Below are 22,380 nucleotides of genomic sequence, written 5' to 3' on the forward strand. Positions count from 1 at the left end.
CAGTATTCCCACTCCTCCTTGGAAGCATAAAAAAAAATGCCCTTTACAGGACATCTCTTAATGGGACTTAGCTAAGGGCAAACGATAAAGTTTATCATCATTACGATCGGCCTTTCCACGCCCATCTGTATTATTGCTAATAAAATATAGGAATCCCCCGTCTACTAACACATCTCGTATCCGGCCAGAATCGGTAACTAAATCCGTCATTTCCCCACTTTTTATATCATACCTCTTAAGTGCTTCTCCCCTTAAGGCAGCAACAAAAAGCTTGCCATCTGAATAGGCAATCCCAGAAGGTGCCCATGTATCATTTCCGGAATGAATCATAGGAGCTTCCATATTTGATTGTGCCTCACTTCCCTCTATTTCCGGCCAGCCATAATTCTTTCCAGGGAGAATCGCGTTTAATTCATCATGTGCAGATTCACCATGTTCACTTTCGAACAGTTGTCCCGTTTCATCCCAAGCGAGGCCTTGCGGATTGCGATGTCCGTAAGAAAAAATATAGGAATTCTCGAAAGGATTATCGTCGGGGATGGTTCCGTCAAGATTCAAACGCAAAAGCTTGCCACCTAAAGAATCAAGATCCTGGGCAATCATTGATTCCCTTGCATCTCCTGTTGTGGCAAATAGTTTTCCATCGGGGCCAATCTTTAAGCGTCCTCCATGATGATAGTCACCACTTGGAATCTTGTCGATTAGAATTTCCTTCTCTCTCCATGTATCATCCACCTGTTGGAGCGTGATGATCCGATTGGATGGTTTTCCGTTTTCCTCGTAGGTGTAATAGGCAAAAGCTTGATGGTTCTTCGAAAAGTCAGGGTCGAGCACAAATCCAAGCAATCCAGCTTCTGCCTTTGAGGACAACGTCTTTTCAAGCTGAACCTTCTGTCTCTCCATATGCTCATTCTTCCATTGCACGATTGTGCCTGACCGTTCTGAAACATAGAAAGTCTCTCCATCTTTCTGAATCGACCATGGAGAAGCCAGGTTCGTTACCAGTACCTCAGGGCCATCTATCGCCGTTTCTGTAGAGTCTTCCTCAGGCTGTGCTCCGTTATTTCCCTCTCCCCCTGAACAACCCGTCAAGGCCAACGTAATCATGAGGATCAATGAACACCATCTCTTCAAATAAATTCCCTCCCTCGGTTTGCCGAATTATTCGATTGTCTTCTTAAGAACCTTTAAAATGGCCTTCGCTACTCCATGTTCTTCATTTGACCCTGTCACTTCATCACAAAGGTTTTGAATGTCGGTCGGGGCGTTACCCATTGCGACGGATAAACCCACTCTTTCAAACATGGATATATCATTATAATTATCTCCAATGGCCATCGTCTCCTGCATGGAGCCTTCTTTTTCGTTCACATACTTTTCAAGTACGATTCCTTTTTGGGCATGTTTGCTCGTGATTTCCACATTCTCACGACCCGAAGAGGTGACAGCAGTCCCTTCATCCATTTTGAACCGCGAGGCAGCTTGGTCCAATACCTGCAAATCCGTGGAGAAACCAAGGATTTTATATAGTTCCAACTCAGCTTGGTCGAAAAGCTCAGCATAATCCGCAATGGATGTAACATGTCCCAATTGTAGACGAGCCTCTGCATACTTTCTAATTTGGGACGGGTCAATATCCTGATTTGCCGTGACCATTACATCCACAAGGGCATCGATTGCGGTCTCGTAGTTTTTAGAGAAAATTCCTTTGCTCGTATAAATTTCGAAATAGATTCCCCGTTCTTCAAGCCACTCCGTTGCATTCTTTACGGAAGCTATCGGCATTGGATGGGAAGCCGCTACCTTCCCTTCTTGCGTGAAGAGGGCAGCTCCATTCACGCAGATGATCGGACATTCAAGGCCCACTTTATCTAAAGCATATCTGGCTTCCTCAAACGATCTTCCAGTAGCAATGATGACTTCGATCCCTTCTTCTTGAGCCTTATGAATCGCTGATTTATTTTCTTCACTCACCGTTTGCATTTTATTCAGTAATGTTCCGTCCATATCAATCGCAATCGTTTTAATCATTTAACCACTCCCTTTTCTTTTTACCCTTATTTTACCCGAATAAGAAATGATTAACATCCTTGTGCATATAAGATGATCTAAATGATTGTCCCTTCTATGTAAAACTGCACCTCATTTTAAAAAAGGTGCAGTCTCTTTTCAATGTAATATTGTTGGGTTATCCATTGCCTTTACCCGCTCACCAATCTGTTCCTGAATATCTTTCATCATGTCATCGACAGCCGTAAAATCCATGGCCTTCACATAGATTGCTTCAAGTTCGTCATGCTGCTCTTTAGCCTTCGCCAGAGACGCTGTCGCTTCATTCATTTTCTCCCGGTACCTCAAAGAGACAGCCTTGATTTGATCGGCATATATCTCATCGGTTCCCGGAAGGATGGCCGTCTTATAGATATCGATGATTTCATCCCCTTCAAGGCTTGGGAAGTATTCATGAGGGGCGGTGCTATCAAAAATGGCGATGCCCACTTCACGCACGATCACCATATCCAAGCTATCAGGGTCAAATCCACAATGATACATTTCCACATCAAAGCCACGTTGCTCTGCAGATTTGGCAATTTTCTTCAGCATCGTCGATTTACCTGAACCCGGACGTCCTTTCAAAAAGTACCGTTTATGCACACCTTTTGTAATGTTCGGAACATAGTCAACAGCACCTTTTGGAGTGGCTGCACCTAAGAACCTGTGGCGAACATCCGCTTTTTTGTTCAAGAATATATCTCTATAAAAACTCTGAATCAATTTATTCGTCAATCCATTTAATTTGGCGAAATCGATGTTTGCTTTATAGATTTCTTCCCATTCGTCATGTATCTCCAACGCTTTGGCAAAGTGGCCATAAGCCGCCTCATAGCTCTTGCTTCTGGCATTCGTCAATCGAATGATGTTTACCCTTTCAGCCGCCAGCTGCTGGGAATACCAGGCAGCTCCAAGATTAACGTATTCCTCTATAGCTCCTGGCGCTTTCGGTTCAATTACATGCGGTGCCGTCCCATCCACAAGACCTACTTTCAATGCAGGGATGATCACCCCATCAATGGAATCATTATCGGAGGAACAGTGCAAAAACTCTATGTCGTAGCCTTTATCCAGCCATTCCTGGCCAATCTTTTTCATAATCGTTGATTTCCCTGACCCAGGTCCTCCCTTTAGGATGAATAATTTCTCCAATCCCGTAAGGTTTGAATCATATAAGCTATAAAAACCTTTGGCCGTATTACCTCCGGCAAAATAATGCATCGCATTTCCTGACACTTCCACACTCTCCTTTACCAAACAGATGTATCTTCAAGACAGCGTATGCCATGAAGCACAGGTAGGTGAATGCCTAAAAGTTCAAAGTGACTAAAACCTTATATGGGAGCTTTTTAGCTTCACTTTAAAAGGGCCACAGCTTCAGCCTCTGCCCCCATCAAGAATCCCGATGGTTCCAGGACAATTTGTGTACCGATCTTCCCACCGCTCACGATGATTTCGGACAGGTCTAATGCGCTTTCATCAATAAAGGTCGGATAATGCTTTTTCATTCCTATAGGTGAACAGCCTCCGCGGATATACCCGGTGTACTTTTGCAGATCTTTAACGGCAAGCATTTCGATTTTTTTCACACCTGCTGCTTTGGCCGCTTTTTTCAAATCCAGCTCAGCAGCCACAGGGATGACAAACACATAAAGCTGTTGAGGACCATTATGGGTAACAAGCGTTTTAAAGACCGTTTCCGGTGCTTTACCGATTTTATTAGCCACTGTAATCCCGTCAATTTTCCCATCATTCGCATCGTAACTCATCATCTCATACTTTATTTTCATTTTATCGAGAATACGCATGGCATTTGTTTTACTGGCTCCCATCTCTTAAATCCCCTTACCTTTTTCCTCTATCTTACCATTTTTGAAAATAAGCCAAAAGAAAAGCACAAGCTTTTAACAGCTGTGCTTTTGTCGCATCACTCTAAATGTCGACGTTGGAAGTCGGCAATTCGCTTGTAATCTCCTTCTAATTTTCGGCAAACGGACAGGTAAATCGACATGAGTTCTTGGTATATTTCCACATTTGCCTCAATGGGCTCGAGCTCATGGGTGTTACCGACCATATCCTCCACCGCATCCAAACTTTCGATTTCCCCTAAAGCGTAGAGACCAAGAATGGCAGCCCCTAGACTCGAACTTTCAAAGCTTTCAGGAATCTTCACATGCTGGTTAAATATATCAGCCATAATTTGACGCCAAAGCTTGGAACGGACAAAGCCGCCACTCGCATGGATTTTTTTTGGGGCCCCGGTCAATTCCCCTACAGTGAGCAGCACACTATATAAGTTATACATCACGCCTTCAAGTACAGATCGAACCATATGATCACGGGTATGATGAAGAGCCAATCCAAAGAAGGAGCCTCTCGCATCAGCGCTCCATAACGGTGCCCTTTCCCCAGCCATATATGGATGGAAAATCAACCCGTCAGAACCAGGGGCGATATGCGTTGCCATTTCGGTCAGGATTTCGTAAGGGTCCTGGCCCAATACTTTCGCTCTCGCAATTTCCTCCCGACCAAGTTGGTCCTTGGCCCATCGGAAGGTAATCCCGCCATTATTGACCGGTCCGCCAATGACCCAATGCCTTTCAGTAAGGGCGTAACAAAACGTTCTCCCTTTTGGATCCGTAAGCGGATGGTCACTGACGGTACGGACCGCTCCACTTGTGCCAATCGTTACCGCAAATATACCCGGTTTGATGGCATTTTGCCCCAAGTTAGCTAGTACCCCGTCACTGGCACCAATGACCATTGGTGTATCAGGGGAAATATTCATGTTCGCAGCCAATCCCTCACTCAAGTTGGAAAGGATATGGGTCGTCGGCACAAGCCTTGGTAGTTTGTCCGAACCGATTCCGGCAATCACCAATGCTTCCTCATCCCACTCCATCGTTTTCAAGTTGAACAGGCCTGTTGCTGAAGCCATAGAATAGTCCATCACATATTCATTGAAAAATTTATAAATGATATATTCTTTAATTCCTAGAAATTTATCCGTTTTGTTAAAAATTACTGGGTGTTCATTTCTAAGCCACATGATTTTCGTGATGGGTGACATCGGATGAATCGGTGTCCCCGTCCTATGGTATAATGCCTCTCCCTGACTTGATGCCTTCAGTTCCTCGGCATAGGCAGCACTTCGATTATCAGCCCATGTAATGCTGTTGGTTAGTGGGTTTCCGCCTGTATCCATGGCAATCAAACTATGCATGGCCGAGCTAAACGAAATAAACCCCAATTCTTCTTTTTCAATCCCACTTGCAATCATGACCTCACCGACTGTCAGCAAGACCGCCTTATAGATTTCTTCAGGGTCCTGTTCTGCAACGGACGGTGTGGGACTGTTCAATGGATATCCCTTAGAACATGTTTGCACTACCTTACCGTCTTTCGTAAAAAGAACCACTTTTGTACTTGTTGTCCCAATATCGATTCCCATCATATAATTAGAATGTTTCATGCTATTACATCGTGCTCCTTTCTCTTAAACAATTGTATCCAATAGTAAGATTAGGATAAGCGAAACGACTGAAATGCCGTCCCCATTTTCGATTCATACATGTATCATCAATTACTAGATACAGGTCGGGCCAAATAGAATACGCTGCTATGTTCTTCTTTATTAAAACCCTTTGCGTAGACCCATGTAAAGGAAGAAACAAAGCCTAATCCGGTAAAAAGCGGGTTTCGTAAAATCAGGTCCCCCAATAGAGTCATAGGGTGCAGGGATGTAAAATGGCCTTAGAATTAGAATCACTCAACCATTCCAGTAGCTTAGCCATATGAACGGATCTTTAACAAACAGCTCCGTAATATTATGAGTGTTTCCCTAATTACTCCAACTCATAAGATGAATTATAGGATCATCAAGGGCGCTTACTAGACGAAAAAGGGAGGGACCCTACTCGGCGCAAATCAGGTCTCTCCCTTTATATACATATGTACCATCACACGAGAATAAGCGGACCGCAACGTTGGAAAATGTCCGCTTCTAGGCTTTCAGGATAGGTGATCAAAAAACTGGTAGATGGACCCGATGATTTCTCGATATCTACACGACTCTTTATCCGTTCGGGTATTCCCCCACCTTGAGGATCCAGCTGCTCCCATTCATAGGCAATGCCTTTCGAACCTACAGGAAGGAGGCGGACCCCTTCAAGTTCGGAGCACCATTTAAAGAGGGATAAAGGTGCAACCCACTGCTGTTGTTCCATAACCTCGTCGCCAACCAACGGCCTGCCGACAATGGCCATTTTCCGATTGGAAGTTTCCTTCGAACCCAACCCTTTTTCCCGTTTTCCAATGACCATCAACCCTAATGCGGATTGTTGGAGGGGCATGTTACTCTCTGTACTGCCAGTAATGGACAGGTCTAACCCTATTTCATCCATTCCCTTCCTCACACCCTTCGTCAAACTTCCCCAGGCCTCATCGCCACAGAAGTTTTGAAGGACGACAGCGATTGGGCTCCCACCGGAGGCCAAACATTCCATGACCGCTACCCGAAAAGAGTAATAGCCGACCACCTCATATGGGACATGAACAAGATCTTTTTCCTTCAGCCCGATTCCACCACTATTATCTGTTGAGATAACCAAGGACTGGGAATCATTGAACGGCAAGATCAGTGAATCCATCATCCAATCATTCCTTCTCGTATGAACACCTTTTTCAAGACTGGCACGAGACGAGGAATCAAAAGAATGCTCAAGAATACATTCAATGCTGTAGCCGCCGTTAAGGAAGGTACCAACATCATGTAAAACTCAGTGCTAACCAAGAATGCGAAAGGTAATCCTACGATGAAGGCATTACCTAAAAAGAAAAAGGAAAAAGCGCTTATTTTCTTATCGTGGTCATATAGGACACCAAACATCCAAGCAAGGACTGCCATTTCCAACATGATTAAGAAATGAAACGGACCAAGTGGCGTGCCGCCAATCAAGGCAGATAAGATATGGCCTAAACCAGCCACGATTCCTCCCGTAATCGGGCCTAATGCAACAGCCGCCAATAGTGCCGGAAAGCTATCGAAAGCTATACTTCCAATTGGGGAAGGAATCTTGATCATCGCCCCGACCAACGATAAGGCGATGAACATGGAACTCATGGTGATTTTTCTTGCGTTCATGTTTATTCCTTTTCCTTTCTTTTTCCTCCGCGGAATACGTTAGCACTACGGGCATATTCGACATCCTTCACACCAAGGCGGAAGTTGATCACTCGTGCGACCGCAAAGAAATAATCCGATAACCGATTTAAATATTGCAGGGAAAGAGGAGACACCGCTGCACCCGATTTGATCAAGGAAACCACCAATCGTTCAGCCCTTCTTGTAACGGTACGTGCTATATGGATTGTTGCAGCCGCTTTTGTGCCACCTGGCAATATGAACTTTTCCAATTCAGGGGCTTCGACGATGAAGGCATCGATTCGTTCTTCTAAGTATGTAATCGCCTCATCCGTCAACTTTTGAGGGGCTTTATCAGAAACGGTCGCCAAATCACCACCGCAGTCAAATAGCTCATGTTGGATCTTTTCCAAATCTACTAGTATATCTTCAAAAACCGCCGAATCCAATTCAGTTACGGCAAGCCCAATATAGCTATTCACTTCATCCACAGTCCCGTAAGATTCAACACGGATATCATCCTTATCCAAACGGCCCCCGATTACGCTTGTTTGCCCTTTATCACCTGTACGTGTATATATTTTCATCTCTATTCCTCCTCTATTTAATTCGTTGATTGATTCCATACCAAATGATATCCACGCGTGTAGAAATGGAGGCCACATCTTGAAAGATCCATCCGCATGCATCACGCCATTGACGGTTCTTTTTTTCGATTGGAACGATGCCTTTTGATAGATCCGAACCGATGACAACACATGTGCGACCACTTTCTTCTTTCTCCCATATTCGCCAGCCGTCCAGGATTTCCTTCCACTTCTTCCGGATTGACTCCACATCCATGATATTCACATCCTGCCCAATCCACGCATCGATTCCCTGTAGCACGACGATATCCTTTTGAAAATCTCTGAAATCCGGTTGGTCGTTTTGATAGCCTGATAGCCATAGACCCTCAGTATTCAACCCGTAAAATTGCTTGACCCATTTAGTTTTCCCATTATAGGCACCGCCTGTAACAAAGTGCAACGTTCACCCCTCCTCAACCTTTCCTTGTTTTCCCAAATCAGCTCATACCCCTTCGCATGGGGTATCGACCAATCCCAAAAGGGCTTTTCCACCGGTGCATAACGGGCAAGAAGCTCACGTATCACACCTCCATGAGTCATCACCGCATACGTGGAGCTATCCTCATCCGCGATCAACCGGGCCCAGCCATTATGAACCCGCCTGGAAAACTCAGGATAACTCTCCCCTTTAGGAACAGCTGCCACCATGGGATCCTCCAGCCATTTTTGATAATCAGCATTCGTCTTCAGTTCTTCATAAGTTCGGCCTTCCCACCTGCCGAAATTCATTTCACGGAAAGCAGGCCATCCCACTGGATCAACCTCCGGGAACAGATGCCTTGATGTTTCCATGCACCTAAGTAAGTCGCTTGAATGAATCCTTTCATATCTTGGATAGTATCGCTTCCATTCTTCGATATCCCTTTTTCCTTTTATGCTTAAGGGAGAATCCGTCCACCCTAAATAGGCTTTTCGCTCATTGGCTTCCGTCAACCCATGGCGAAGTAGTGTAATAGCCACAGAATCAGCCATAACCACACCTCCACTCCTTCAACTGACGCGCCCAGCACATCACCCGTTATTCCACCGAACCAACGGATGATTTTCCGTTTTATATAAAGGAGAAAGAGTAGTGCGGCGATCCCCATGATCGCGAATAAAGCCATGAGGTTGATATCGATTAAATAAGCTATCGCAAAACTTAAAAGCAGGTAAATCCAATATATGTGCAAGCTGTTTTTCCTGACTGCACTTTGGAAAAAGGCGCCCAGTCCCTCTTTTTTAGCCAACTGCATCCGGCTAAGTAAATAGCCCATCACGCATTTACTTAGAAAGGGAACCATGATAATCAAAAAATAAGTCCATTCATTGATCCGTTCGATGATTTCATACATCCATATAAAGCGGGCAGCTAACAGCACAATGACAGAAATGACACCAAATGCACCGGTCCTGGAGTCCTTCATGATCTCCAGTCGTCGTTCTTTATCTTGGTACGAAAAGAAGGCGTCACTTGCATCAATCCAACCATCAAGGTGCAACCCACCTGTTAGGGCAATCGTTAATACCCATAGCACAAACGCAATGGCTAGGGGGGAAAATGGTGTCCATTCCACAAGCCCGTATAGCACTCCCCCTAATATCAGACCTAGAAACAATCCGACCAAAGGAAACGTTTGGATCGCCCGGTGAATATACTTCTTATCCATTGGAAGTTGTTTCTTTATGGGAAACACCGTAAAAAATTGCAAGTTAATTAAGAATCCAATCCAGCTATTCATTCAGGGATACCCGCTTTCATCCTTAGAGGGACACCTGATTCGACAAGATAGGCCTCATCTGCCCTTTCAACGATCGCTTGATGAAGCAATCCGAGCACTTTTCCGTATGTATGTAGAAATTCATCTTGAAAAATGGGCTCCTGTAACACTTCATTGCTTACGATAATCAGGCTTTGAGCTTCCTTCCTGATTTCACCGATGCCCTTGATTATTTTGGTGAATACTTTATGTAGAAAATCCTCTGTAAGGGGCACATTAGGCAGAAATAATTCATTATCGAGCAACGTCGTCAGGCAATCAAGCAAGACGATTGATTTTGCATCCAGGTCCTTCCCTATTCGGCTAACATCCGTCGGATATTCCGATGTCCTCCATGCAAGCGGACTTCTATGCCTGTCCTGACGGTGCCTATTAATCCGCTCTTCCATTTCGGCATCAGAACTCCGGCCACAAGCAAGATAATGTAGGTTGCCGCCCGATTGAATGGCAAGCTCCACCGCCTTTTTTTCTGCAAAGCTGCTTTTACCACTTCGAACGCCCCCCGTTATAAAATAGAGCCTAGAGTTTTCCACTGTTTTACCGCCTCCATCAATGCCTTATTATCCTGCTCACTTTTCACTGCAAACCGGAGCCACCTGCCATCCAAACCAGGAAAATTATAAGTATGGCGCGGCACGATGCCCCTTTTCAGTAAAAAGGGAAACAGGGAAAGAGACTCGTCCCTCACTAAGTAAAAATTCACCGTACTTTCAGAGACCTCGATATCCAGTTCCTTATAAAAGCGGAATAAATCCCTTTTTTGCCTTTGAATATATGCTCTTGTTCTACTCATATATGCTTCTTCTGCCAAACAGAGTTTGCCTACCTCCAGGGCGATATGGTTGACGCTCCAATGTGGTTTGAAGGTCTTGGCCCGTGTAATAATGGTCGGGTCAGCCAATAGGTAACCCAGCCTTAATCCAGGTATCGCGAAAATTTTCGTCATTGATCGTAAAATGAGCAAATGAGGAAACTCTTTAATAAGAGGTGCATAGGAAAAGGCATTATCCGTAAAATCATAAAAGGCCTCATCCAGCACCATCATGCATTGGGCTTTTTGGCATGCTTCGATTAGTTCCCGTACTGTCTCCTCCTTATAAGAAATGCCAGTCGGATTATTGGGCGTACATAAAAAGATGGCAGCATACTTTGGCAAAAGCGGACGTAATCGATGCAAGTCCAGTTCCCACCTGGGCGCTTCCAGTTGAAAAAAGTCGACCTCGCAACCTGCTGCCAAACAAGATTCGGCATATTCGGCAAAGGCTGGTTGTATGATTAACACTCGTTTATTCGCCAGTTCTTTCGCCACAAGCGTTATGATTTCCGCTCCTCCGTTTCCAACAAGTACAGAATCTTCAGGAAGTGCTTCTTTTTTTGCTATCATATGTGTCAGCTCTACGGCATGTGGATCTGGGTAGTCGAGGATACCCTCAAAAAACCCCGACCATCTCTGTTTTATACTAGAGGGTGGACCCAATGGGTTGATATTGGCACTGAAGTCCACATACGATTGTGGCATTTCGATTCCCAGTGCTTTGTAAAGATAATGCGGATTAGAGCCATGAGTTGGTAATTGCAAATAAAAGTCCTCCTAACCAAAGCATCAACAGGAATAAAAAAGAAGTCCGATGCATGATGGTAATCGTTTTTTTTATATGAATCGCTTCTAGCGGAACAATTGGAAGGCCCATTCTAGCTCGATTGGACACCACACCTTTGTACATATTCCTTCCGCCCAGTTGAACGCCCAGGATGGCTGCAACACCCGCTTCGCACCACCCACTGTTCGGACTTGGGTGCTTATGGGCATCCTTGAATAATATAGCCCACCGCCCCTTCCAGCCGTTATGGACTGACTTTGATCCAATCAGCATCAAAAAACCGGTTAAACGGCTCGGAATCCAGTTCACTAGATCGTCAAGCTTGGCAGAAGCCCATCCGAAGTCAGCATATTTATCATTTTGGTATCCGACTATGGAGTCGCATGTATTGATTGCCCTATACATCATGGCAAGTGGCGCGCCTCCGATGGCAGCCCAAAACAGGGGAGCCGTAATACCGTCACTCGTGTTTTCCGCTACCGTTTCAACGGTACCCCGAACAATTTCCGGTTCTTCTAGATCTGCCGTATCACGGCCCACAATATAAGAAAGCTTCCGCCTCGCCTTGGCCATATCCCGTGTATTCAATGGTCGATAAACATCCATTCCCGCCCGTCTTAAACTCTTTTGAGCGATCGTGGTGGAAATGAGTAGCGCTTCCCAGATGATACCGGCAGCAGGATGGATTCTATACGCTAAATAGACGGTGATGCCTGTGGCCGCCAACACGAGCAGCAAGATGAGCAGTAGCATGAACAGTCCATTCCGCTTCTTTCTTGTCCCTTTGTTGAGAGCTTCATCAAGTTTATTGATAAGCGATCCTATCCATTTAACCGGGTGTGGCCAATCAGGAGGGTCGCCAATGACCAAATCTAGGATAAATGCCAATGCGATTGCATAAAGATGGTGAAAAATCATAAGCTTTCAATCCGTTTCCTACTATTTTCAATCGCTTCCACCGTACAGTCATAAACGCCACGGCTAATCAACTTCCCGAGGGGTGTGATGGTACCCGCATAACGGAGGGTGGTTCCTCTTTGTGTGGCTGCAATCAAGATGCTATCCGTCGATGTTCCAGTCGCCCATGTGTTTGTCACCTGATCTAAGACATGTAGGTCATGAAGCGCTTTAACCTTCGCCTCGGTAGCTGTCACGATACAGTGAATGAACGCTTCTTCCGCCAAATGGCCATTCACGAAAACCCAGGTATTGATCGTACCCGGCGATGAAGTCCATGAATGCCTGTCTGCCAAAGAGGCATCGATGGCATTCCCTACCCCCGCTGTTACCATGATGAATATCGAAAAACCCTCATCTCTTAGAAGTCGATAAGACACTGTATCCAAAAACACGGCCGTCATCATTCCGACGGTTTCCTGCGGTTCAAATCCGTATGACTTCAAATAGTCAGCCATTTCAGCAATATGGTCATCACAATTGTAATCGTAGTGGACATGTCGATTAACAAAGTGCTGATGCCACCCCGTTCCCGAACCAGTTACGCCGGATGACATGGTTCTAAGCGGAATGGGTGAACTTAAATGAAGGAACTCCGGAGCCTGGTTCAGATAACTTTCATTGATCTCCAAAGGGTCCAGCTCTCCTGTATGCTTCTCGGGTACAATGAACATTTGCGGCTTAGGTAAGGTAGGATGAGGATGTTTTTCGATCTTTGTCCTATATACCTCCTGAATCCGCTCCTGCTGAAGCACTTCATTCGGCACGTCAATCACTTGGACTCGCCCTTTTTCAAGCAACATCAGGCGATCGCAATATAAGCCAGCCAAGTTCAAGTCGTGAAAAATTGAAATGACCGTCAATTGTTGTTCCTTAGCCATTTTCCTCATCAAATCAAGAAGTTCTTTTTGATAAGACAGATCCAGGTGGTTCGTCGGTTCGTCGAGAAAAAGGATTTCCGGTTCTTGTGCAAGAGCTTGTGCCAACAAAACACGTTGTCTTTCCCCGCCTGACAAACGTTCAAAATGCATTTCCTGAAAGACTGCCACTCCCGTTTGCATCATCACGCGTTGAACGATTTCTTCGTCTTCAGACGTCCAACTATGAAACCACCCTGTTTGATGCGCATATCGCCCAAGGGCAACGGTCTCTTTTACTGTATAGGAAAAAGCCAATGAGGAATGCTGCGGCAAAACGGCGATGACCTGTGCCAGTTGTTTGGACGAATATCCCTGTAGGTCTTTCCCCTTAATATCGATGGTTCCTGCCTGATACGGCAGGATACCGCTAAGCATCCCCAATAGCGTCGTTTTCCCACTTCCGTTCGGACCAAGAATACCGAATAATTCTCCTTTTTTCACATCAAACGAGACGGAGTCCAAAACCGTTTTATTATCATATCCTCCTGTTAACCCTTTAACTTCAAGCATACACTTCTACCCTTCTCTCCGTCTCTTTAATAAAATAAATGCGAATGCCGGCGCACCGATAAGCGAAGTAATAACACCTATCGGCAATTCTGTCGGTGCGATAATCGTTCGTGCCACCAGATCAGCCAATATTAAAAATCCGCTTCCCACAATCAATGATAATGGCAACAGATGCGTATGGTCTGGCCCCCAAATCCTGCGGACCAAATGGGGGATGACCAGCCCTACAAAGCCAATCGTCCCTGATACGGCAACGGCAGCCCCTGTCAGTATCGAGCCGGCGATCAGAATCAGCATCTTCCTCCGCTGAACATTCACGCCTAGGTGCCTCGCACGGTCTTCCCCAAATGTCATGGCATTCAATTCGTGGGTGTTCATCATCAATACGAGAGAACCAACGAGGAAAAATGGCAAAATGATCGTGACATGACTCCAACCACGCATCGAGACACTTCCCATCAGCCAGCTGATGATTTGCCTTAACTCCTCACCCGTCAATGCAATCATCAATGAGATGAAAGCACTTAAAAACGAGCTGAAAATGATGCCGGTTAAAATAATCGTTTCTACCTTCATGGAACGATCCATTTTTCTTGCAAAGGTCAATACGCAAAAAATCGTCAACAATGAAAAAAGAACGCTTAATGTAGGCAGTGTATATAGGCCAAAAAACGGCAGTGACAAATTCAAAAACAACGTTAATACTGCACCAAGCGAAGCCCCTGAGGATATTCCCAGGGTATAGGGGTCAGCTAGGGGATTCCTGAGCAATCCCTGAAATGCTGCCCCTGCTATTGCAAGGGATGCCCCAACCAAACCTGCAAGCACGACCCTCGGCAGGCGGATGTTCATCACGATATTCGTCAGTGTCCCATCCGGTTCCATGGCCAGGGGCAAATGAAGGACTTCCTTGCCAATGATTTGCAAAAGCACTGGTATCGGAACGGAAACCGATCCTAAGGAAACACCGATCAATATCGAAATAACCAAAAATGATAGGGCAAATACATAGGCCAATGCCCGTTTAGTTTTTAAATACGTTCGGATAGACTGATTTGGCAAGTTCCTCTACTCCCTCTATAAGCCTAGGACCGGAACGAGTGACAATATCTGAATGGACATCGAAAACCTCATCATTCTTAACTGCCTGAATGTCGGCCCATCCATTTCTTCCCGTTACCTCTTTGACTGGATCTCCTGTGTAATAACCATAGGTTGTAATGATGACATCCGGGTTGGCCGCTATCATCGACTCTTCATCGAGTTTTACCCAGCCATCCAATTCACCTGCGACATTATCCGCTGAAATGATGTCCAGCATTTCATCCATGAAAGTATTTTTTCCCGTTGTATAGATTTCAGGTGACGGTGAAACCTCTACAAAAACACTTTTTCTATCCTCACTCTTGATTGCCTTAGCCTTTTCTTTGATCTTTTCCAGCTTGTTCTGCATCGTCTTGACGATTTCCTTCGCCTTATCCAGTTCCCCTATTGCCGTTCCAATCATCTCAATAGACGTATACACTTCTTTAAAGCTTTTGGCATCATTCACGATTAGAACTGGAATACCCGCATCCTTAAGCTGTTGGATTCCTTCTTTGGAATTATGGGCACTCTCATGAGCAAGAACGATATCAGGCTGCAAAGCTAAAATCATCTCTGTATCTATTTCCATTCCACCTATCTTCTGAATATCTTTCGTTTCTTCCGGGTAATTGTCATTTTCAGACACTCCAATCACTTTCTCACCCGAACCTAGCGCAAAGACCGCTTCTGTATTACTTGGGATTAATGAAACAATTTTTTCTGGTTTCTGCTCGATGGTGACTTTGTTACCCACTGCATCTTGTAACGAAAGCGGGAAGCCCTGGTTAACAGCTTGTTTTGTCGACTGGTTTTCTCCTGTTCCATCCTGGGAGGCATCGCTACAGCCAACCAATATACCGACCATCAATCCCATCACAAGCATGAAACTATATATCTTCCTCATCTTAAAACCTCCATCATTTTTGTGTTCATTTCTGGACCTTCACACATGTGTTGCGAATATCAAAAGACATACAAAAAAGCATCCCCCATCAAAACGGAGGATGCTTGTATGGCAACGGAACAAAAAAGGGACATAGCTCTGCCACACACCTCCCCATCCGCGTGGTTACCGGTGTACAATTTTGGCAGGTCTCCTGGCTCATGGTCATTGCTAACGGCACCTTCCCATATTATTCATACAGTGGTATACATCCGTTAACTCCCATTTACAGTGGCGCGACCGCGTTGGCATTTCACCAACTTCCCTTTCAAGTCCTTACAGACACCAAATTGTTCATATGTATATAATTTCACTGCCTTTCATTATACACCATTTAGGAAATCGTATTATATGATATTTCAGATTACTTTAAATTAAGATTTGGAACGCAAAAAGGCAACCATCACATGGCTGCCTTCTATAGCTTTAGATGTCACTATTAAAACGGCATGTACTTTGATCACGTAAAAGACCTAGATCTTTCGGCACCATCGTTTCAATCAAAAAGTCATCCTCTTCCTCATAAATGATTTTCTTCATTTCGATTCCGAAGTACTCTTTCATCCGGGCTTCCGTCATCACTTCGCGGACTTCGCCATACACCACACGCTTTTCCTTGGCAGTCATTAAAACATGGTCAGCCAAGTAGAAGGCGTGGTTCGGATAATGCGTGTTTATGATACAAGAAATGTTCTTCTCTTTCGATAACCGCTTAAGTGTCTGTAAAATCACGATTTGCTTTTGAATATCAAGATGCGACTCCGGCTCATCAAGAATCAATACATCCGGATCCGATACAAGCGTCCGGGCAATCAAGGCCAGCTGCAATTCCCCACCACTAACGGAATTACAGGACTTTTTGGCAAGGTGAGCAATGCCAACCATTTCAAGAGCAGCGATGGCAGCCTCCCGATCCTTTGCAGAAGGCTGGGACAGCGTACTGATATAAGGCGCCCTTCCCATAATGACAAGCTCTTCCAAAGTAAATCCGAAAACCATTTTATGTGCCTGAGGAACATAACCGATTCGTTTCCAGATCGTTTTGCGTGATAGCGCAGTAAGCGGCTTTCCGTCGATGAGCGTTTGACCTTTTTTCCAATCAAGAAGGCCGGTGATGCACTTCAGCATCGTGGTTTTACCGGCACCGTTCGGGCCAAGGATCGCCATGATCTCTCCGTCATTCAACGAAAAGTCAATGTCGGTCTGGTAAAGAAAAGGAGCTTTCTCTCTTTTTTTAGCATAGAAAAAATTCCCTCCCTGCACCTCGATTTTCATGACCACCCACCTCCTGTCTTTCTAAGTAGAATCGCAAAGAATGGTGCGCCGATAATGGCTGTCAATATCGATAGCGGAATTTCCGTCGCCGTTACAGAACGAGCCAGGTTATCTATCAGGAGTAAATAGGCGCCACCAACCGATAGGGATACCGGTAAGACAAGTTGATTGTTGTTCCCGACAAGCATTCTTGCCACATGAGGGATAATCAATCCAACCCAGCCAATGATACCGGCTATCGCTACAGAAGAAGCCGTAATTAACGTCGCACCAAGAATGACCGTCCACTTCAATCTAGTGACCGGGATACCTAGCGATTTTGCTTCATCCTCAGGTAAGGTCAGTAAATTGATTCTCCAGCGTAGTGAATACAAAATCAAGATGCCGACAAGGATGATTGGTCCACCCACATATAAATCCTTGTATGTGGCCGTTCCAAGGCTTCCCATTAACCAGTATGTGATGGCTGGCAGCTTTTCCTCAGGGTCGGCGACAAACTTAATTAACGAGATCAACGCTTGGAAAAGGGCGGAGGTGACAACCCCAGCCAAAACAAGCATGAAGACCGGTGAATCTTTTTTGCCGCTGATTATGAACGTGAAAACGATGGCGGCTAAACCACAGCCAAGTGCCAAGACTTGAGATGCAAAACCATGTCCCAATAATAAAATCCCAAGGGAAGCACCGAACCCAGCACCTGCAGACACTCCTAGGATATCGGGACTGACCAAGGGATTGCCGAACATCCCTTGGAAAGAGGCGCCTGCAATCGATAGGCCCGCACCGATTAACAAGGCCAGTAAAATTCGTGGCAGACGTATTTGAAGGACCACTGTTTCTTCCATCTGTGTCCATGTTGGCTCGATTGGAAACACGGTTGAAAGCAATATTTTAATTTGAGTCCCTAAGTCCATTCCAAAGCGTCCGATGCTCAATGATAGGAGAACCATCGCAATGGGCAATATCCAGAAGAGGACCGTTTTCCATTTTTTCATTTTCATTCCCTACTTTACTGTTTTGCGGCTTCGGAAGATGGGTGAAGAATGTTCTCTACTTGTTCTTCCGTTACATCATAATCATAGAACTCTGAGTAGTAATCCGTGATTTCATCCTTCATATCATAATCAAATAGCTCGGGATGATTTTTCTGAGCCATCCATTTTAACATAAGAGGTGCATCACCGCTTGGTGGGAACCATCTATAGATGCCCAGCGGAATTTTATATACATTTCCTTCTTGTACAGCACTGACCTGACTCCAATCTTGTCCCTTCACTGTATTGTTCGTTAGGTCTTCAGGCTGAGTTGTCGAAAAGTTTGTAATGTAGATGATATCCGGGTTCCATTTGTAGATTTGTTCCATATTGACTTCTTTTGTGCCTGTAACTTCTTCTGCTGCTATATCATAGGCCCCTGTAGCATTTAACCATTGGTTACTAAAGAAGTTCTTCCCACCGACCATGATGCTTTTATCACTGTGCTGATAGAGGATCAATGCTCTAGGCTTGTCTTTATCCTTAATGCCATCTAATTTCTTATCCAATTCGGCTTGAACGGCTTGGCCTTTTTCCAAGAACTTGTCCGTTCTTTCGGTAGTGCCCGTAATTTCCCCAGTCAGTTCCAACCAACTGTTGAAGGTAGCCAATGGCTCCGCAGCTGCTGCATCCATAGGGTTGAGTGCCACAACCGAAACACCTGCATCTTCTAATTTGTTTATGGACTTTTGGTCCTGTGCTTTTTCAAAGTAAAGTTGCGGATTGACTTTCATCAATTCTTCCACGTTCACTTCGCCATTTTTAATGAATGATGTATCTGCCTTTAAAATATCGGGTGATATTTCAGAAAGAATCGAGTTTTCCGCGGCATTATACGCATTAGGATGCAAGCCGACAACTTCCTTCGTCGAATTCGTCGCTACATACCAAGTCGAGAAGTACGGAAGAATGCCACCGACCGCAATACGTTCCACTTTACCTGGTACCGTTACATCACGGCCAAGTTGATCTTGAATCACTTTTTCCTCTGCAGTCGTCTGTTTTTCTGAAGTATTGCCTTTCGAATCATCCCCAGAGCTTCCACAGCCCGTAATCAAAGCGGCCATCGCAGTGGTTGCCGCTAACATTGTCCATTTCTTCTTCATAAAACTTCCTCCTTATCCTTCTCTAAGCCACTTAGCCATCCCATGTAAGAATGGTTTAGATTGGTCGATGAATCCAAGTCCAATGTGGAATATTGGATCAAGTGTGGTAATGATCAATTCGCCTTTATAAGACACATCATCGGTGTAGATGATCGAGCGACCGTCGGGAGTATTCACAAGTGATTTTGCCCCTTCCGGAACTTTGAACGTCCCGTGGTAATGCCACTTCATATCTGATAGGGATACATGCAGATATAAAGGATGATCTGTATTTTCAGCCATTAAAGGTAAATCTCCATGCTCCTTCACCCACCAACTGAAATTCACTTCAGATTCCTCCCAGTCTATACCAGGAAGCCAATTATCCAGCACTTCACCGAAAACGACTAGACGTTTTCCCTCTTGAAGGAACTTCACGAAAAGCGATTGGTACCGTTTTAAAAGCATTAGGGACATCCGATCATTAACAATTAGCGTGTCATATTGACTTAAATCATATGTATGGAGCTGACGAAGTTGAAGCACATCATCATACATATAAGCAAACTCATCCATTTGAAAGAAACGATGATGGAAACTATAACCGTTATCTAAGATTGCCACTTTCATTGCTTTGTTTCCCCCTTGTTTGCTTCATACTCTTCGCGTATCCAGTCCAAAATTTGTTGACGTAGCACACGCGAACTATTTTCTTGGATTCCAAAGCGGTACAGATCCGTTCCTGCACCCGCGACAATCGTGCCACCGGTCGTTTTTCGGTCAATGTAAATGATTGCTTTTCCTTCTTGGTCTTCAACGATTACTTCCGAATGTTCTGGAGCCTCAAGATATCCTCTTGAGAAAAAGCCACGAACCCCTTTTTTATAATTCAAATCATAAGGGTCAATTCCTGCGAACATAGGATGTACAGGCTCAGTCAAGCGGATTTCACGGTCCTTCAAAGAAATCGGAGAACGCAACCAATTTCCGCAACCAGGTAACCAAGGTAGGAAATTTTCGGTTTGGGAAAGAATGACGCCGCCATCATTCAAATAATTTTCGATGATTTCTTTATGTTCAAGTAAAAAGGCCTCTTCCACGAAATTTGTCACGATGACCCCAGCATATGCCGAGAAATCAGCAAATGGAATATCATACAATTGCAAAGAAACCAAACCATTTTCATGATCGATGTCTTTAAGTCTTGTGAATTGAATATCAGTACTTATATAGGCTATAGGTTTCATAATCAACCATCTTTCTTATATTGATATAATATTATTTCGATTGTAAATATTGTCAAATGTTGATTTAACGGGATAGAACCACTTTTATTTATTACTTCAAGATAGAATATTTATGTTTATCAGTATAAGTGATAATGATTATCATCGTCAACAAAAACTTTTATCCAGTTCGTTTTATCAAAAAACTAGTGGAGTAACTGATGGACTCCGCCGTAATTAGCCTTTCTCTGTCGAACGAAAAAGCATGGCACGAAGGGCATTTGTCGCCTTCTTCACACTCCCATTCAGACACTACAAGGCATTCAATAAATAGATAATTGCCCATGAATATTTTCGCAACTAGAGGCTATAACCTTGAAATGTTTACTAATAACCAATATAATAAGAAAGTCGTCGTTACCTTTATATGTCCCAGTAGCTCAGTAGGATAGAGCGACAGCCTCCTAAGCTGTAGGTCGTAGGTTCGATTCCTATCTGGGACGCTAAATTGAAAACAGCCAAAACCTTGTAATATGGAGGTTTTGGCTGTTTTTTTATTGGAACAATGATAAAAGTAGAAATATTGATGTATGTTGTTTATTAAAAAAGGGATATGACATCCAGCCTGTCCAATTATTCATACCATTTAATGAAGGCTTCCTTCCTTTATGTCCATATAAAGTGTTCGGTCTGATTGAACTTCAGCATAAAAGACATCAGAGATTGATGTAATACCAGCTTTAGCTAATTGACCATTCAGCCACTTCATATCAAGGTTTAACTGATCCAGGTTATCCATGTTGACTACCCCATCCGAAATAACGCCTGTTATGATGGGCGAAGGGTTCTTTTGAAGATTTCCAATATTCATGTCGCCTCTTACGATAGGCTGTTTATGTTCTTTCTTCATAACGGAAAGCTTACCCGTAATTTCAAAAATGGCATACTCCACTTCAGTGATTGAGAATATACTTTTTTGCCTAAGCAATGCCATTAACGTATCTGCATCCAAGTTAACCTTGCGAAGTGGTTTTTCCATCATTTTACCGTTTTTGATAATGATAAGGGGTTCCCCATCAATTACTCTTCGTGCTTTTTTAGACTTAATGACAATTCGTCCAGATAAGATCGTAAGTAAACTCCATATCATTAAGGCGACTATACCATTTTGAATGCTTAAACGATGGTTGAAAGAAAGATTTCCCGCTATTGAACCGATGGAAATGGCAGAAGCAAAGTTGAAGAATGTCATCTCTGAGATTTCTTTTCTTTCCATCACCCTTGTTAGAGTCAAAAGAATAACAAAGGACAATGATGATCTAATGATTATTTCGATAACCCCAAATCAATTCCCCCTTTTCTACAATATTATTTCCACAATTGATAAAAATATCGTAAAAAGGTTATTTTTCTCGAAGGCGAAATAATACAAGACTCTAAATAATAATTACTCGTATATTTTTTACTTTTTTTGAAAAAATTGTTTAAGCTTGTCCCAATCGGGTAGATAAATAGTGTAAGACATTCTCACCAAAGGAGATGATGTGCAAGATGAGTACTATCAGAAGCCAATGGAACAAAGAGAATGACGCAGCGGTGTTTAGTCCCGGTGATCAGCGTTAGAAGCTAGTGAAGCTTTCATGAAAACCACGAGGAAAATACAAATCTTCTCATCCAAAGGAGGATACCAACATGAGTATTTACAGTCAATGGAATCCAGAGAATGACGAAGCAATTTTCAGTCCAGGTGATCAGTGTTAGAAACTAGTAAAGCATTCGATGAAAACCATGAAGGAAAATGACAAATCTTCTCACCAAAGGAGGATACCAACATGAGTATTCACAGCCAATGGAATCCAGAGAATGATGAAGCAATTTTCAGTCCAGGTGATCAGTTGCCCTTCAGTGCGCTCACACCATTAGAAACGGTCAAACAGACGACCGATAAAACACCTGAATTTGATTTACAAGGTACCGTACTGAATAAAATCTAATTGATATTGATGAATGATAGAAAAAGGGGCTGTCTAATAAGTCCCTAAAATAAAACAGGTGGAGAAAAACGAGTTGTTTTTCTCCACCTGTTTTTCTATTTCTATAATAATTTACTGAAAGTAGCTGACGTAACCCAGCTATCTTCAGTAAATTATGTGCCATGG

24 protein-coding genes, 1 tRNA gene and 1 riboswitch are annotated in these 22,380 nt (G+C 43.9%); of the genes, 2 read left to right on the forward strand and 23 right to left on the reverse strand.

Annotated features, from left to right (window positions below; all coding sequences use genetic code 11):
• Nucleotides 1–57: 57 nt before the first annotated feature.
• The 22 genes from ACIQXU_RS15270 to ACIQXU_RS15375 form a co-directional block, all read right to left on the reverse strand.
• Entirely contained in the window at nucleotides 58–1,134 is a 1,077-nt protein-coding gene (locus tag ACIQXU_RS15270; RefSeq protein ID WP_402990542.1) for a PQQ-dependent sugar dehydrogenase, read from the reverse strand.
• A 27-nt stretch (nucleotides 1,135–1,161) separates the two neighbouring features.
• Nucleotides 1,162–2,031 carry a Cof-type HAD-IIB family hydrolase gene (locus ACIQXU_RS15275; RefSeq protein WP_402990545.1) on the reverse strand — a complete coding sequence of 290 codons (870 nt, stop codon included), beginning with the start codon at nucleotides 2,029–2,031 and terminating at the stop codon, nucleotides 1,162–1,164.
• 138 nt (nucleotides 2,032–2,169) lie between these two features.
• Nucleotides 2,170–3,288 (reverse strand): PRK06851 family protein, encoded by a 1,119-nt coding sequence (locus ACIQXU_RS15280; RefSeq protein WP_402990548.1) that lies wholly within the window; start codon nucleotides 3,286–3,288, stop codon nucleotides 2,170–2,172.
• 119 nt (nucleotides 3,289–3,407) lie between these two features.
• Entirely contained in the window at nucleotides 3,408–3,884 is a 477-nt protein-coding gene (ybaK, locus tag ACIQXU_RS15285) for a Cys-tRNA(Pro) deacylase (RefSeq protein ID WP_402990551.1), read from the reverse strand.
• A 95-nt stretch (nucleotides 3,885–3,979) separates the two neighbouring features.
• On the reverse strand, nucleotides 3,980–5,524 hold the full coding sequence (gntK, locus tag ACIQXU_RS15290) for a gluconokinase (protein ID WP_402990554.1): 1,545 nt from the start codon (nucleotides 5,522–5,524) through the stop codon (nucleotides 3,980–3,982).
• Between the two features lie 487 nt (nucleotides 5,525–6,011).
• Nucleotides 6,012–6,704: an AIR synthase related protein gene (locus ACIQXU_RS15295; RefSeq protein ID WP_402954962.1), complete on the reverse strand. Its 693-nt coding sequence runs from the start codon at nucleotides 6,702–6,704 to the stop codon at nucleotides 6,012–6,014.
• Nucleotides 6,701–7,195, reverse strand: coding sequence for an ECF transporter S component (locus ACIQXU_RS15300; protein ID WP_402954969.1), 495 nt, complete (start codon nucleotides 7,193–7,195; stop codon nucleotides 6,701–6,703). The genes ACIQXU_RS15295 and ACIQXU_RS15300 overlap by 4 nt, the downstream gene beginning before the upstream one ends.
• A gap of 2 nt (nucleotides 7,196–7,197) precedes the next feature.
• The gene (locus ACIQXU_RS15305; protein ID WP_402954972.1) at nucleotides 7,198–7,782 is read right to left on the reverse strand and encodes a cob(I)yrinic acid a,c-diamide adenosyltransferase; all 585 of its coding nucleotides are present in this window, start codon (nucleotides 7,780–7,782) and stop codon (nucleotides 7,198–7,200) included.
• A gap of 13 nt (nucleotides 7,783–7,795) precedes the next feature.
• The gene (locus ACIQXU_RS15310; RefSeq protein ID WP_402954975.1) at nucleotides 7,796–8,224 is read right to left on the reverse strand and encodes a bifunctional adenosylcobinamide kinase/adenosylcobinamide-phosphate guanylyltransferase; all 429 of its coding nucleotides are present in this window, start codon (nucleotides 8,222–8,224) and stop codon (nucleotides 7,796–7,798) included.
• The gene (locus ACIQXU_RS15315; RefSeq protein ID WP_402954978.1) at nucleotides 8,158–8,796 is read right to left on the reverse strand and encodes a histidine phosphatase family protein; all 639 of its coding nucleotides are present in this window, start codon (nucleotides 8,794–8,796) and stop codon (nucleotides 8,158–8,160) included. Before ACIQXU_RS15315 ends, ACIQXU_RS15310 begins: the two co-directional genes overlap by 67 nt.
• Entirely contained in the window at nucleotides 8,754–9,545 is a 792-nt protein-coding gene (cobS, locus tag ACIQXU_RS15320; protein ID WP_402870151.1) for an adenosylcobinamide-GDP ribazoletransferase, read from the reverse strand. The genes ACIQXU_RS15315 and cobS overlap by 43 nt, the downstream gene beginning before the upstream one ends.
• Nucleotides 9,542–10,117: a bifunctional adenosylcobinamide kinase/adenosylcobinamide-phosphate guanylyltransferase gene (locus tag ACIQXU_RS15325; protein ID WP_402954981.1), complete on the reverse strand. Its 576-nt coding sequence runs from the start codon at nucleotides 10,115–10,117 to the stop codon at nucleotides 9,542–9,544. The genes cobS and ACIQXU_RS15325 overlap by 4 nt, the downstream gene beginning before the upstream one ends.
• On the reverse strand, nucleotides 10,090–11,163 hold the full coding sequence (cobD, locus tag ACIQXU_RS15330; RefSeq protein WP_402990557.1) for a threonine-phosphate decarboxylase CobD: 1,074 nt from the start codon (nucleotides 11,161–11,163) through the stop codon (nucleotides 10,090–10,092). The genes ACIQXU_RS15325 and cobD overlap by 28 nt, the downstream gene beginning before the upstream one ends.
• On the reverse strand, nucleotides 11,138–12,103 hold the full coding sequence (gene cbiB, locus ACIQXU_RS15335) for an adenosylcobinamide-phosphate synthase CbiB (RefSeq protein ID WP_402990560.1): 966 nt from the start codon (nucleotides 12,101–12,103) through the stop codon (nucleotides 11,138–11,140). Before cbiB ends, cobD begins: the two co-directional genes overlap by 26 nt.
• Complete coding sequence (locus ACIQXU_RS15340; protein WP_402990563.1) at nucleotides 12,100–13,572, reverse strand: heme ABC transporter ATP-binding protein; 1,473 nt, start codon at nucleotides 13,570–13,572, stop codon at nucleotides 12,100–12,102. The genes cbiB and ACIQXU_RS15340 overlap by 4 nt, the downstream gene beginning before the upstream one ends.
• Nucleotides 13,573–13,578: 6 nt before the next feature.
• Nucleotides 13,579–14,634 (reverse strand): FecCD family ABC transporter permease, encoded by a 1,056-nt coding sequence (locus tag ACIQXU_RS15345; RefSeq protein WP_402990566.1) that lies wholly within the window; start codon nucleotides 14,632–14,634, stop codon nucleotides 13,579–13,581.
• Entirely contained in the window at nucleotides 14,597–15,562 is a 966-nt protein-coding gene (locus ACIQXU_RS15350) for a helical backbone metal receptor (protein WP_402990569.1), read from the reverse strand. The genes ACIQXU_RS15345 and ACIQXU_RS15350 overlap by 38 nt, the downstream gene beginning before the upstream one ends.
• Nucleotides 15,563–15,728: 166 nt before the next feature.
• Nucleotides 15,729–15,906: riboswitch (cobalamin riboswitch) on the reverse strand.
• 121 nt (nucleotides 15,907–16,027) lie between these two features.
• The gene (locus ACIQXU_RS15355) at nucleotides 16,028–16,876 is read right to left on the reverse strand and encodes an ABC transporter ATP-binding protein (protein ID WP_402955000.1); all 849 of its coding nucleotides are present in this window, start codon (nucleotides 16,874–16,876) and stop codon (nucleotides 16,028–16,030) included.
• The gene (locus tag ACIQXU_RS15360; protein ID WP_402990572.1) at nucleotides 16,873–17,871 is read right to left on the reverse strand and encodes a FecCD family ABC transporter permease; all 999 of its coding nucleotides are present in this window, start codon (nucleotides 17,869–17,871) and stop codon (nucleotides 16,873–16,875) included. The genes ACIQXU_RS15355 and ACIQXU_RS15360 overlap by 4 nt, the downstream gene beginning before the upstream one ends.
• A 14-nt stretch (nucleotides 17,872–17,885) precedes the next feature.
• On the reverse strand, nucleotides 17,886–19,016 hold the full coding sequence (locus ACIQXU_RS15365) for an ABC transporter substrate-binding protein (protein ID WP_402990575.1): 1,131 nt from the start codon (nucleotides 19,014–19,016) through the stop codon (nucleotides 17,886–17,888).
• 12 nt (nucleotides 19,017–19,028) lie between these two features.
• Nucleotides 19,029–19,625, reverse strand: a complete 597-nt coding sequence (locus ACIQXU_RS15370) for a hypothetical protein (protein ID WP_402990578.1) — start codon at nucleotides 19,623–19,625, stop codon at nucleotides 19,029–19,031.
• Complete coding sequence (locus ACIQXU_RS15375; protein ID WP_402990581.1) at nucleotides 19,622–20,242, reverse strand: hypothetical protein; 621 nt, start codon at nucleotides 20,240–20,242, stop codon at nucleotides 19,622–19,624. Before ACIQXU_RS15375 ends, ACIQXU_RS15370 begins: the two co-directional genes overlap by 4 nt.
• Before the next feature lie 408 nt (nucleotides 20,243–20,650).
• On the opposite strand from ACIQXU_RS15375, the gene ACIQXU_RS15380 reads away from it, so the two are divergent.
• Nucleotides 20,651–20,724 (forward strand) — tRNA-Arg (locus tag ACIQXU_RS15380).
• Between the two features lie 143 nt (nucleotides 20,725–20,867).
• Here the strand turns inward: ACIQXU_RS15380 and ACIQXU_RS15385 are convergent.
• Nucleotides 20,868–21,557, reverse strand: coding sequence for a DUF421 domain-containing protein (locus ACIQXU_RS15385; RefSeq protein ID WP_402990590.1), 690 nt, complete (start codon nucleotides 21,555–21,557; stop codon nucleotides 20,868–20,870).
• A 496-nt stretch (nucleotides 21,558–22,053) separates the two neighbouring features.
• Here ACIQXU_RS15385 and ACIQXU_RS15390 point away from each other — a divergent pair, with 496 nt between their 5' ends.
• Nucleotides 22,054–22,215 carry a hypothetical protein gene (locus ACIQXU_RS15390; RefSeq protein WP_402870111.1) on the forward strand — a complete coding sequence of 54 codons (162 nt, stop codon included), beginning with the start codon at nucleotides 22,054–22,056 and terminating at the stop codon, nucleotides 22,213–22,215.
• Nucleotides 22,216–22,380 lie beyond the last annotated feature (165 nt).

The organism is Peribacillus sp. NPDC097284 (assembly GCF_044761765.1).
Classification (GTDB): Bacteria; Bacillota; Bacilli; order Bacillales; family DSM-1321; genus Peribacillus.